The sequence below is a fragment of the Bacillus sp. FSL K6-1106 genome, from assembly GCF_038005245.1.
Classification (GTDB): domain Bacteria; phylum Bacillota; class Bacilli; order Bacillales; family Bacillaceae; genus Bacillus; species Bacillus altitudinis.
In genome coordinates, this window is sequence record NZ_JBBOSV010000001.1 from 1876830 (window position 1) to 1888824 (window position 11995).

The 11995-nt window shown below is 43.3% G+C and carries 12 protein-coding genes; 1 reads left to right on the forward strand and 11 read right to left on the reverse strand.

What is annotated here, in order from left to right; all coding sequences use genetic code 11:
• Positions 1–13 precede the first annotated feature (13 nt).
• The 9 genes from MHI20_RS09955 to MHI20_RS09995 form a co-directional block, all read right to left on the reverse strand.
• On the reverse strand, positions 14–1042 hold the full coding sequence (locus tag MHI20_RS09955) for a polysaccharide pyruvyl transferase family protein (protein WP_163116036.1): 1029 nt from the start codon (positions 1040–1042) through the stop codon (positions 14–16).
• The gene (locus tag MHI20_RS09960) at positions 1042–2070 is read right to left on the reverse strand and encodes a glycosyltransferase family 2 protein (protein ID WP_025208004.1); all 1029 of its coding nucleotides are present in this window, start codon (positions 2068–2070) and stop codon (positions 1042–1044) included. The genes MHI20_RS09955 and MHI20_RS09960 overlap by 1 nt, the downstream gene beginning before the upstream one ends.
• A 27-nt stretch (positions 2071–2097) precedes the next feature.
• Positions 2098–3201 carry an EpsG family protein gene (locus MHI20_RS09965; protein WP_100324763.1) on the reverse strand — a complete coding sequence of 368 codons (1104 nt, stop codon included), beginning with the start codon at positions 3199–3201 and terminating at the stop codon, positions 2098–2100.
• Positions 3202–3215: 14 nt separating this feature from the next.
• Positions 3216–4346, reverse strand: coding sequence for a glycosyltransferase family 1 protein (locus tag MHI20_RS09970; protein ID WP_216895203.1), 1131 nt, complete (start codon positions 4344–4346; stop codon positions 3216–3218).
• Positions 4339–5178, reverse strand: coding sequence for a glycosyltransferase family 2 protein (locus MHI20_RS09975; RefSeq protein ID WP_041091300.1), 840 nt, complete (start codon positions 5176–5178; stop codon positions 4339–4341). The genes MHI20_RS09970 and MHI20_RS09975 overlap by 8 nt, the downstream gene beginning before the upstream one ends.
• Positions 5179–5180: 2 nt before the next feature.
• Entirely contained in the window at positions 5181–6320 is a 1140-nt protein-coding gene (locus MHI20_RS09980; RefSeq protein WP_076821140.1) for a glycosyltransferase family 4 protein, read from the reverse strand.
• Positions 6286–8160: a polysaccharide biosynthesis protein gene (locus MHI20_RS09985; protein WP_113766928.1), complete on the reverse strand. Its 1875-nt coding sequence runs from the start codon at positions 8158–8160 to the stop codon at positions 6286–6288. Before MHI20_RS09985 ends, MHI20_RS09980 begins: the two co-directional genes overlap by 35 nt.
• 165 nt (positions 8161–8325) lie before the next feature.
• On the reverse strand, positions 8326–9009 hold the full coding sequence (locus MHI20_RS09990; protein ID WP_163116040.1) for a CpsD/CapB family tyrosine-protein kinase: 684 nt from the start codon (positions 9007–9009) through the stop codon (positions 8326–8328).
• Positions 8999–9730: a YveK family protein gene (locus tag MHI20_RS09995; protein ID WP_024719858.1), complete on the reverse strand. Its 732-nt coding sequence runs from the start codon at positions 9728–9730 to the stop codon at positions 8999–9001. The genes MHI20_RS09990 and MHI20_RS09995 overlap by 11 nt, the downstream gene beginning before the upstream one ends.
• A 257-nt stretch (positions 9731–9987) precedes the next feature.
• Between MHI20_RS09995 and slrR the strand changes: the two genes are divergently transcribed.
• Positions 9988–10458, forward strand: coding sequence for an HTH-type transcriptional regulator SlrR (slrR, locus tag MHI20_RS10000; RefSeq protein WP_007500131.1), 471 nt, complete (start codon positions 9988–9990; stop codon positions 10456–10458).
• A gap of 259 nt (positions 10459–10717) precedes the next feature.
• On the opposite strand, the gene MHI20_RS10005 is transcribed toward slrR, so the two are convergent.
• Both MHI20_RS10005 and MHI20_RS10010 read right to left on the reverse strand, forming a co-directional pair.
• Complete coding sequence (locus MHI20_RS10005; RefSeq protein ID WP_008347764.1) at positions 10718–10942, reverse strand: phage holin; 225 nt, start codon at positions 10940–10942, stop codon at positions 10718–10720.
• Positions 10943–11087: 145 nt separating this feature from the next.
• The gene (locus MHI20_RS10010; protein WP_007500130.1) at positions 11088–11984 is read right to left on the reverse strand and encodes an iron-hydroxamate ABC transporter substrate-binding protein; all 897 of its coding nucleotides are present in this window, start codon (positions 11982–11984) and stop codon (positions 11088–11090) included.
• Positions 11985–11995 lie beyond the last annotated feature (11 nt).

An 11995-nucleotide genomic window follows, 5' to 3' on the forward strand; every position in this document is an offset into this window, starting at 1 on the left:
TGTTTAAGGGCCTTCATCCAACTTCCTCTCCCTTTTGTCTGCTTGTTTTCATATGCTGATGAATGGCCTTTTTCACCGCTTCCTCCGTTGGTTCCTTCAAAAGGGTCATAAACGGCAAGTGCGCTACCCATTCATATCCTTCCATGACTTTATGATCAAACGACCTGATGACAACACACGGTGTATGTGTGATCGCACAAAAGATCATGCCATGCAGTCGATCTGTCACGACAACTTGTGCCTGTCTCAACTGCGTCCATAGCGTGGATAATTCCTCTAAACGAGTCGTTCGATTCACTCGCTTACCAATGGTCGTTGTGATAAAACCAACTTGATCATACGTTTCTTTGATATGCTCCTGCAGTTGTTCTCGTTTCTCTTTCGTGAGATACGCCTCCTTATCCTCACGCAGACAAAGTAGCACACCTTTACGGGTTTGACTCTTTGATGTTTCGTCTAATGTCAGGACCATATCAGGCTGTTTCCACACCTCTTTATTAGGAAAATGCTTCTTCATCCATTGATAGGTGGTTTGATCTCTTGCCATCAAGAGAAGCCTCGGGTGTTGCTGATATGCTTGAATAGCGCGGCGTTCTTCTCTTTTCCCTCTCTTTGTTTCTGTAAAATGAGCAGTAGCGGGCAGCTGAATGACGGGATAAGACTTAAAGGCGTTCATGATAAATTGTCTTGTCCATTCTTCATATCGATATAAATCGCCCATGTTGCCCCCGCCGATAATACAGACAATGTCCTCTGGGTGCCGTGCGTGCTTCAGCGGACGTGCTAGACGATACATCTCCTGCATGTCTACTTCTATGATTTGATAGTCTGGAAAGTGCTTTTGTAGAAAACAGCAGCTGGCATAGGCAATCGCGTGATCACCTAAGTTGTCATGTGCCGGCAGCAGCGTGAGAATGATTTTCTTCTGATGACGCAGCTCTGGCAGTCTTTGGCGGCTCAACCTATATTGAAGTGGATACTTGACCTTTAAGAGCAGCCACTCTGCGGCATGTGCTTTTAATTGCTGCAATGTCACACTCATCACCCCGATTTTCTCGTTTGATATTCAATCCATTTTTGATAGCTTGAAGCTGCGGCAGAGAGCGGATACACCCACTGCATCCTAGCAAGGAATAAGATCATTCGCTTTCGCACAGTCAGCTTCGATGGTTCCACTTGTTTCACAGCCTTCTGAAAAGCTTCATGTGTCACCATTTCACGCATATGACCAAGCTTTTTTTGAAAGGAAAGGGAATTTTGGCTCTTCCATTCATTGAGCATACAATGCAGCGTATGATTCACGATAAAAAAATAAAAAGCCTTCTCATATGGTGTCAGCTCATCATGCTCTTTTAAAAACAAACGCTGCGCGTCATAAAACGCCAGTCCATGCTGAAAATACTGCTTTTGATATCGCTGGACAATGGATGACAAATGAACCCGGTAATAATAAAGTGGCTCATGAACAAAGGCAATGACACGTGATAAAGAAAAACAGCGCAGCGTGACATATTGATCTTCAATATTCTCAAGCTCACCTCTCAACGGAAAACGGATATGATGCTTTTCGATAAACGCCCGCCGATACAGCTTATTCCATGAGAATCCTGTGATCTCACCATGTAATAACGATTCTATTAAACTTGTCTTATCGGCTTCCTGCTGCGCTAACAGCGTCGTCGGTATGATCCGTTTTGACTGTTCAAACTGAATCCAATATTCACTGACAACAAGATCGGCACCGGTGTTTTCGGCTTCTTGATATAAAGCCTCACAGTATTGAGGAGCGAGAACATCGTCTGAATCAACAAAGGCAAGATACGTTCCTGTTGCTTCTTCTATGCCCCTGTTCCTCACCGCTCCCAGCCCTTGATTGGTTTGGTGAATCACCCGAAATCGCTCATCACGCGCAGCAAACGCTTCAAGGATGTCTCCACTGTGATCGGTAGATCCATCGTTAATGAGGATGACCTCTATATCTGAAAAGCTTTGGTCTGCAATCGATTGAAGACACTGCTCCACATATTGACTAGTGTTATAGACTGCGACCAATAGACTGATAGCTGGCATGACAGCAAGCCCCACCTTTCTTCAAATCTACTTTGTAAAAATCGTTCGGTACGGTAAAACAGAAGAATCAAACGGCATCAGCATGATGCTGTACAAAATATAGCAAACCGCAATTCCGATATACATAAAGAAATTGGTTCGCTGGTCAAAAATCCGTGTGAAATAAGGTAGTAAAATGAGCTGATACAGACCAAAGTAAATATGAAATCTTGCATAAATGACATCCTTCGTTGCAAGGATGCCAAACAAAAATCCAAGCAAGCAAAAATTCACAATATAATCACTCTCTGGCGTCAGCTCACGAAGTCGTTTTCGACAAAAGAACGCAAGCAATAACGGTAAAATCAAGACACCAATTTTCGTCACATTCATTCCATTCGTATTCGTTGTCAGCCACTCCTCGTAATGACCATAAGAACTCCCTTGCAGCATCACCACAAACACGGAGACAAAGCGGTCATACAGAGCGGTTAAACCTAGAAAAATCATGCATAACACAAGCATCATCCAAGACCATGCCTTTGTTCTGACGATGAAATAGACTGGAATCATAATGAGTGCCGAGGAATGAAATAGCGCGCATACAAGCACGAGCGGAAAATACCATTTCCACTGACCTTTGATGACAAACTGGATGGCATAAAAAAGAATCGCTGCCACCATATACTGCCGCATGCCATTAAACGAAGCGTAATAATGAAATGTGCCGAGAAATAGCAGCATACTAAGCTCAAATGGCCGTCCATATCGCACAAGTGTTTTGATAATAAAAAAATAGGTGATGATCCCAACTGTGATATACATGATTTGCGGCTCATGTGACAGTTGATTGAGCATCCATAAGATCAATGTAAAGCCCGGATCAGTGGCGGCCTTGTCTACACCGAATCCGAAAATATGCCAAGGCTTGTCATAGTTGACGGAGAACTCATACATTTGTCCATAGGTTACAAAATCAGTTCCTACTTTGTAGCGTATGCCCGCCACAATACAAAGAAATAAAAATGGAAAAAACACCAGAAGCTTGTTCGGCCGCCAGCCGCTTTGTATGGTATCATCAGGTCTGCCATAAAATGCAGCAAAGCTCGACCATAAATAGACCATGATCATGTTCACCAAATAAACCGCCATCTGCCAATCCTTCCTTACAATCCATACACATTCATCACACGGGTGATGTTCTGTTTCACATCAAATCCTCTAAGGCCAAGCTGAGAAATAATCGTCTCCTGAAGAGGAGGGTCTGCATGGTAGGCTTCTAGTATGGCTTTCATCCACTCATGTGCTGAATCTTGCAAGGATTTCCGTTTCACAAGCCCACAACCTAAATCGACTTCCTTTGTGATATGATCTGAAATCACACATGGGAGTCCAGATGCCTGCGCTTCCACTAATACGAGAGGAAGACCTTCAAACAAAGACGGCATCACAAACACATCAAATGCTTTCATATACTGCGGAACCTCTGAGACAACGCCCGTAAACACAATGTCTTCCATTAATCCTGCTTTCACTGCATACGATTCAACCACTGGCCGGAGCGGCCCATCTCCGATGAGAACTAGCTGAAAGGAGACCCCTTGTTTTTTCAGTGTCTGCGCTAATTCGATGAAAAAAACATGGTTTTTCTGCTCATGAAATCGGCCAATATGTCCAATGATCAGTTTTCTCTCGTGAAGATGGAGGTCTTTTTTCATCTTCATCTTCGCTTCTGGCTCCAACTGAAAAAAAAGGTCCAAATCAATCCCATTTGGTAAAATGTTCACTCGTCCATCGTGCATTCTTTTTTGTCCAAATAAAAAGACACCGGCATCTTCACCGCATGCAACGAGCTGCGTAGAAAAGGCAAAGATCAATTGACGGAATCCTTTGAGCAACAAATGATCAACCCGGCTAGGAGACTGTTTCCAAGCCGTATTATGTGAATGGCAAATGCGTATCTTCACACCTGCCAGTTTCGCAGCAAGGGCAGAAAAGCCCGTTTGAAAATCTGTATGTGCATGCACCGCCTGATAAGGTCCCGTTTGCTTGATCGTCTTCGTCAACGTTTTGACAAACGTCCATGGAGAGGACGCTCCAATACTTGGGACATAAAAAATCCGCCCGCCAAGCTGACGAATTTCCTCATCGTAATCACAGACATCCTCCCGGTGGGTAATGAAATCAAATTGAAGAACATTCCGGTCGATTGCACGATAGATATTCATGATCATCGTTTCTGCTCCGCCTCTGTTCATTCCGCCCACAACATGAAGTACACGCTTTGGCTCACTCATCCCGAATCGTCCTCCTTTTCACCATAGATCCTCCAAGTTTCCGCTGATGATAAAACCTCATGATCTTTGGTGACATACAGGCACGGATGACCGGCTTAAGCGCAAAGAGATAATCAAACGGCGACAATTTTAATTGCTTGCATGCTTGTAACACAAGCCAGGCATTGTCCATTGAATATCGGAATTTCCGGCGCTGAAAGGCCGCTTCATCCTCCCTTACAAGGTATAAGGGCTCTTGCAGATTAAAGCCTTTTCTCCCCGCAGCAAAAAAACGAATCCAAAGATCGATATCTTCCATCCGTCTAGTTGTTTTTACAGAACGATAGCCATTTAAAGCCTTGTAGGCAGACGCTCTCATCATAATCGTCCCATGACAAAAAGGCGTTCCTCTTGCTAGCACCCTTCGATCAGGCTCTGAGACAAGGGCTCGAACGCCCTTCGCCCCTGACTCATCAAACACCGTCATCGCCGTACCAACCACATCATATTCTGGATGTGCTTCAAGGAAATGAACCTGTTTTTCTAATCGTGTAGACACTGATATATCGTCGCCATCCTGTCTTGCAATCAGTTCTCCATTCGCTTCAGTGAGACAACGATTTAAACTGGCGGCAAGTCTTTGATTGTGTTCGTTTTGAATGAGGCGAATTCTATCGGGATCACGCATGGTATAGTGCAGCACTTTTTCATAGGTGCCATCTGTTGATGCATCATCACATATGATGAGCTCCCAGTTTTCATAGGTTTGACGGAGAATCGATTCAATGCTTTCTTCTACTGTCTCTTGGCAATTGTAAACACCCATGATAATCGATACTTTCGGCTGACGCATGCTCACATCACCTTCTCTTTTTGGTCCATATACGTTGTGTAAATTTCCTCCATTGCACTTACCGTCTGCTCCTGTGCAAATGCGTGAGCCATAGAACGTCCCGCTTTCCCCATTAGGTGAAGCTGGTCCTTTTTATGGTAGAGCTGTTGTAAATAAACGGCTAAACCATTCACATCATGCGGTTTGACTAAAAAGCCGTTCACTCCATGTTTGACGAGCTCACAATGCCCTCTATTTTCTGTTGCAATCACCGGCTTTTCAGCAGACATTGCTTCAAGAAGATTCATCCCAAGTCCTTCTCTCAAGCTGGTTGATACACAGACATCGCTCAGATGCATCCAATCTTCGATGTGTTTGCAAAATCCCGCAAACTGTACATGTTCCTCAAGATTCAGCTGACAGACCAGCTTTTCATAGGACGACCGACTTGTCCCTTCTCCAGCAAATACAATTTTCACATGTGGTATATTCCGATACACCTGCGCGCAAGCTTTGATGAGCATTCCTTGATTTTTATTGTCATTTAATTCACCAGCACACAGCACGATAAAATCTTGCGTGGTAAAACCATATGCTTTACGAAGGCGGTCTTTTTCTTTGTCATCAACTGGTGCAAATCGCTTCATATCGACACCCATACCGGGAACATAATGTACAGCCGCCTTCTCTTTTGACAGACGATCGGCTCTTTCATAGTCTTCTCCATTAATGGTGATGAGTGCATCCGTATATTGAACGAGCCATCTCTCAACTGGATAATAAAGCAGCCAATTTTGAAGCGGTGCCCCCTTCCAAAAGTGAAACCCATGCGCTGTGTAAAGAACTTTCGTCCCTTTTTTGCGTGTTGTTTTCGCCGCTAGCCTGCCAATGACACTCCCCATCGGTGTGTGACAATGGATGAACTGATAATGCTCTTTTTCTAACAGCTTTTTCAGCTCCACATAAGCAAGCCGGTTGTGCAAATGAAAAGGGGAACGCTGAATCGGAATGGAATGCGCTTGATCCACATACGGTAGCTCCAGCTGGCCATTTGCCGCTGTATGCACTTCCCATCCTTGTTCCTGAAACCATCTGAAATACGGGAGATGGAACGCCTTAAAATGATAATCAACCGTTGCGCAAAACAAGACTTTTTTCTTCATTAGCAAGTGGCTCCTCCTCTCGTTGCATCGGTTCAGGCAATACATCATGCGACTCAATGGCGGCAAACAAGGCCTGTCTTAATTGATCGTCACTCATCATATTAAATTCGTGAATAAAGCGGTTCAGCACATACGGATCACCATCCAAGGCATGCCCGATATGGATTTTCGGGAAAATTTGCTCCTGTGCTTTTTCATGCTGGTTGAGCAACTCCTCGTACATTTTCTCTCCGGGACGAATCCCCGTAAATGTGATTGGAATCTGGTCTGTGGTGTAGCCTGAGAGGTGAATGAGGTTTTCTGCGAGGTCGACAATTTTGACTGGCTCCCCCATGTCTAAAACAAAAATCTGCCTTCCTTCTGCTAGTGCACCAGCTTGAATAACAAGCCTTGATGCTTCTGGTATCGTCATAAAATATCTTGTCATGGCTGGGTGCGTGACAGTCACTGGCCCGCCTTTTTCAATTTGTTTTTTAAAGATCGGAATGACGCTCCCCCTGCTTCCGAGTACATTCCCAAACCGGACGGCGACAAATTTCGTTTCACTGCTTGCCCCCATTTGCATAATCACCATTTCAGCAAACCGCTTTGTCGCTCCCATCACATTGGCAGGGTTGACCGCTTTGTCAGATGAGATGAGGACAAATGTTTCAACTCCGTGCTCATGTGCAGCTTCTGCCACATTTTTTGTCCCAATGATATTGTTTTTCACCGCTTCTTTCGGGCTGATTTCCATGAGCGGGACATGTTTATGTGCGGCGGCATGATAAATCATATCCGGCTGAAAATGACCAACGATTTCACTCATTTTTTGTTTATCTTGAATATCCGCAATTTGTGGATATAGGCTAATGCTGTCTCCATACAATTCTTTCAGCTCTAGTAAAATAGAATGAATGCTAAATTCTCCATGTCCCACAAGCACAATCGCCCGAGGGGAAAATACACAAATTTGACGACAGATTTCTGACCCGATAGACCCGCCAGCTCCTGTCACCATAATCATTTTTCCTTTTAGGTGAACGGATAGACGGCTTGTATCTAATTGAATCGGCTCTCTTCCAAGCAAATCCTCTGGCTGTACATCCCGCAATTGATTCAGCGCGTGGGTTCCTTTTAAAATCTGTTCCATTTCCGGCATAATCTGTGTTTTGATTCCAGTCGCTACACATTCCTTATATAGTCCTTTTAATGTGTGACTGCTTTTGGATGGAATGGCGATAATGATTTTTTGAATATCCATCATCGCAACAGCCGTTTGAATATGTTCTTTTCCCCCAAGAACAGGCAGCCCCATAATTTCAAGCTTATGCTTTGTTTTGTCATCATCAATGAAAGCGACCGGCTCAATATGTACATCACTCGACTGCTGAAGCTGACGAACGATAATGGTCCCGGCTGATCCAGCGCCAATGATTAGTGCCCGCTCCTTTTCAACTTGAAACCGCTTGGCACCATCATGAAACAGCCTGGATGCCATACGTGATGCACCGATGAATAACACATGGAAAAGCCAGACAATAAATAAAAAGCGAAATGGCCATGTCTGCACAAAAATGTACAGCATCGTCATGGAAAATAAAAACGAACACGCAAAGGTCTTCATTAAAGAAAATAGCTCTCTAACCCCTGTATAGGCCCATACTTGCTTGTACACGTGAAAAACATACGAAAACAAATGGTGCCCGATAAGCAGACTGAGCGAAGAAATGACGAGCATTTCAAATGTATATACGGTTAACGCCGCCTCTTGGACAAATTGAAAGCCAAAAAAGACGGCAACTAAGATGAGATATGAATCTAGTGCCACGATGATTGATAATCTTTGGGCGTAAGTCAACGCTCCTCCCCCTTTTTAAAACATCACTATTCTTACGTAAAATGGGCATCAAACCCGTCCTCACATCCCACTACCGATGACGAGCATCTAAGGCATATGTCATGCCCACAGCAGGGTCGAGTGCCTCCGTTGTTAAAGATTAGGAGACATCACCTATCAATCTCTTTAATACATATAGTGCCTTCCCTTTTTCACTTTCTTGCCATTTAGCATTGCCCCAAGCAGTTTCCCTGTCGTACCCTCTAATACTTCTTTTGATTTCTTCACAGCGGCAATCTTCGTTTTACCGCTTAAAACCACAAGAATGCTTCCATCCGTCCGGTTCGCTAATATTTTGGCATCGGCTACAGGCAGAAGCGGTGTGGAATCAACAATCACCATGTCATACTGCTGCTCAATCTCGTAAAATAGCTGCTTCATCACAGAGGAGGAAAGCAGCTCAGCGGGATTTGGCGGAATGGTCCCACTCGGAAGCAGCTCTAAATGCTCAATCGGTGTAGGCAAAATGGCTTCTTCCAAACTGCAATTATTTAATAGCACATTGGTCAATCCGGTGCGGGGGCTTAGATCAAAATATTCATGAATGGCAGGTTTACGTAAATCAGCATCCATGAGCAAGACCCGTTTTTTCTGCTGTGCAAAAACAGCTGCCAAGTTTGCAGCCGTAAATGATTTTCCTTCCTTCGGCAAGGAGGATGTGACCAATATCGACTTCAGCCTCGTTTGAATCGACGTGAATTCGATGTTCGTTCGGATCGTTCGGAATTGTTCCGCAATGACAGAGTGAGGATTTAATACAGAAATACAGGATAAATCTCTTTTTTCTCGTTTTTTCCTCTTAAAAATCAATGTTCTGTCCTCCCGTTATGACGGACTGCTTGTCTTTTTTTGCCCTCCTGTCTGCCTGCATCTGATAGACACTGCCGAGCGACGGCAATCCGATCTCTTCTCTTATTTGATGTGTTCGTTTCACCGTATCATCGAGTAAATTCATTAAGAAAATGAGTGTCATTCCCCCTAATACAGAGGCGCCTAGTGCCAGAACGATGTGAACGAATTTACGTGAGTTCATCAGTATCGTGTTGGACAGCTTGGCTTCAGACAAAACATTAATGCGATCCATATTCATGGTTTTTTTGATTTCTTCTTGCAGCACCTCTGTGGCTGTATTCGCAATGGCTACTGCCTTCGCGCGGTCCTCATCTTGTACAGAAATATTTATGACCTCTGACTCATTTTCTGTACTTGTGGCAATTTTGTGTTTTAATCCTTCCGCCGATTCTGTAAGATTGAGTGTTTCTTTTACTTTTTCAATAACGATTGGACTTTTTAATAGGACTTGAAAGGTACGTGTATATTGAAGGTTCATCTGAATATCGTTTAAATTCGCTTGTGCATCACTGCTTCGTTTATGAACAAGAATTTGAGTGGTTGCCTGATATACAGGAGTCGAGACATAGAACTGATAGTAGGCTGAAATGCCCGTTACGATCAGGACAATCAGGATCAGAAGGGCCATTTTCTCTTTTATGACAGAAAACAGCTGCTTAAAACCTATATTCTCATTCATAGATACCTCCCGATTTCATCATAAAAAGGTTATATATGGTTTCTTTTTGTTAATGATTGGATTATAAAAGATAATACCCGCAAAGAAAAATGTCATAATAGGTCTTATAGTTCTTTTTAAAGAACGAAATCGTTCGTTTTCTTTTGTTTACTTCCTGTTTCTTACGTTTTTGAATTTTATAAAGAACAATTTATTTCTTATAATGAACGAAAAGGTCGCAGAACGATTCGCCGGGGAGAAGGGAGATCATATATCGAATGATAGGAAAGGTGATACGCATTTACCGAAAGAGGAAAGGATACTCAATCCAGCAGCTGGCTGAAGATGCCCATGTCTCTAAATCGTATTTGAGTAAAATTGAGCGTGGTGTCCATCGTAATCCATCTGTCCAGTTTTTAAAAAAGGTATCCTCATCACTAGACATTGATTTACAAGAGCTGTTTGATGCAGAAACGATGATGTTTCATTACGCTGAGGGCGGTGAACAGGAGTGGCGGGATCATATCGTTCATGCCGTCCAATCCGGCATGCCTAAAGAAGAACTGTATCAGCTGCTCCAAACCTACAGAAAGGAGCAGGAAGGAAAGACGTTACATGTCCATCATAGAAAGCTGACCGACTCAAATATGTCAGAATGGAAGCGTCTCATGAGTGAAGCAAAGGCCATTGGCTTAACCATCGAGGAAGTGAAAGCGTTTCTTACCAATATGGGAGAACACCGGGCGTAAGCCACTGAGATCAAACCAATTTGCGGGGAGAGGCGCTTGTCGCTTCGATGAAATAGAGCCTTTTTATATGAAAAGGCTCTTTTCAGTTTATGGACAAAGGGCTAAAATGAACTTATTTTAGCCCTTTGTCTTCTTTTCAGCGTGATAGAAAACCTTTGCAGTCTAGTAAGGACGAGCACCCGAGCGCAGGACTGACACCGAATGCGAGGGTTTGTCTACATGCTGAGAGCCTTTTTGCATGAAAAGGCTCTGTTTTCTGTTATTCTTCTTTTTTGGTTCGTGCTTTTTTCGTAATATCATTGTTCTTCCAATAGGCCCATAGTGATGTGATGCCAAGAAAGGCTAACGTAATGAATTGCTGCACACCTTCTTCATCAATTGGAATTGGGCTTTTTCCTGCAGCAGTGAGAGCGCTGTTCACAAGTGCCAATAAAAGCAGCACAAGCCTCGCAATAGTGCCTGCACTAATTTTTTGAACCTTCAACTGTAACCCCTCCCCTTATCCTTTCATACGGGCGATACTGCTCGTTCCCTCTCATATGTATGCAAAAAGCGAATGAATAGAAGAACGAATCAAAAAAAGAGACATCATTCCTAGATGCGGAATGATGCCTTGATTTATGTGCTGTTTATTTAGAGAACATCTTTTTTGCTTCATCCATTGCCATTTTGTTGCCTAGAGCTGAATAATCTAACCATGGCTGATCGGCAATCGGATACACTTGGTTTTTCTTCACGGCTTTTAGGCCTTTCCAAATCGGCGTCTGCTCTAACTGTTTGAATGCCTGTTGCGCCTTATCATCACGGTTCACGACGACAAAAATAGCATCTGCATCAAAGTCAGGAAGCACTTCTTGAGAAATGACTTCAAATGGACGTTTGCTGTCCAGTTTTTTCACACCATCTACAGGTGTCAGTCCTAAATCATCGTATAAAATTGGCCCCATCGGACGTTTCATACTAAATACTCGAAGCTCTTTTGCTGTTACACGAATCGCCATCACTTTTCCATTTCCAATCTTTTTCTGGATGAGTGATTTGACTTCTTTTGCTTCTTGATTGTAGTCCTTAATATATTGATCGGCTTCTTTTTCTTTATTGACGAGCTTGCCGATTTTTTTCAAATGATCACGCCATGTGCCATCATTTAAATTAAACACTTCGGTTTTGGCGATTTTCTTGTATTTTGATAAGTCTTGTCCAGCCAGTTCTTCATCGACGTAAATGACATCTGGTTTTAAAGCAAGCAATGACTCCATATCAGGATCTGCTGCGATGCCCAGCTTTTTCGTTTGGCTAAGCTGCTTTTTCGCATGTGGAAGGAAATCTTTTAAGTCTCCCCCTACAACAGAGCCAGCAGGTTTTATCCCGAGTGCTAATAAGTCATTTGTTAAATGAATCGACAAGGACGCAATCTTAGGTGTTCCGTTTTCATCTTGATTTGTTGTCTTCTTTGTTTCCTGTTGACCACAAGCGGCCAGAATCAAGAAACAGAGCGTTAAACCAAACACAAGTACTTTTTTCATGATGAGTTCCT

Excerpts from the sequence above, each read along its gene's own strand:
- slrR (WP_007500131.1), top strand. The coding sequence starts at position 9,988 with ATGATAGGAAAGGTGATACGCATTTACCGAAAGAGGAAAGGATACTCA.
- MHI20_RS09970 (WP_216895203.1), bottom strand. The coding sequence starts at position 4,346 with ATGAGTGAGCCAAAGCGTGTACTTCATGTTGTGGGCGGAATGAACAGA.
- MHI20_RS09975 (WP_041091300.1), bottom strand. The coding sequence starts at position 5,178 with ATGCGTCAGCCGAAAGTATCGATTATCATGGGTGTTTACAATTGCCAA.
- MHI20_RS09955 (WP_163116036.1), bottom strand. The coding sequence starts at position 1,042 with ATGAGTGTGACATTGCAGCAATTAAAAGCACATGCCGCAGAGTGGCTG.
- MHI20_RS09965 (WP_100324763.1), bottom strand. The coding sequence starts at position 3,201 with ATGGCGGTTTATTTGGTGAACATGATCATGGTCTATTTATGGTCGAGC.
- MHI20_RS09980 (WP_076821140.1), bottom strand. The coding sequence starts at position 6,320 with ATGAAGAAAAAAGTCTTGTTTTGCGCAACGGTTGATTATCATTTTAAG.
- MHI20_RS09995 (WP_024719858.1), bottom strand. The coding sequence starts at position 9,730 with ATGAATGAGAATATAGGTTTTAAGCAGCTGTTTTCTGTCATAAAAGAG.
- MHI20_RS10010 (WP_007500130.1), bottom strand. The coding sequence starts at position 11,984 with ATGAAAAAAGTACTTGTGTTTGGTTTAACGCTCTGTTTCTTGATTCTG.
- MHI20_RS09960 (WP_025208004.1), bottom strand. The coding sequence starts at position 2,070 with ATGCCAGCTATCAGTCTATTGGTCGCAGTCTATAACACTAGTCAATAT.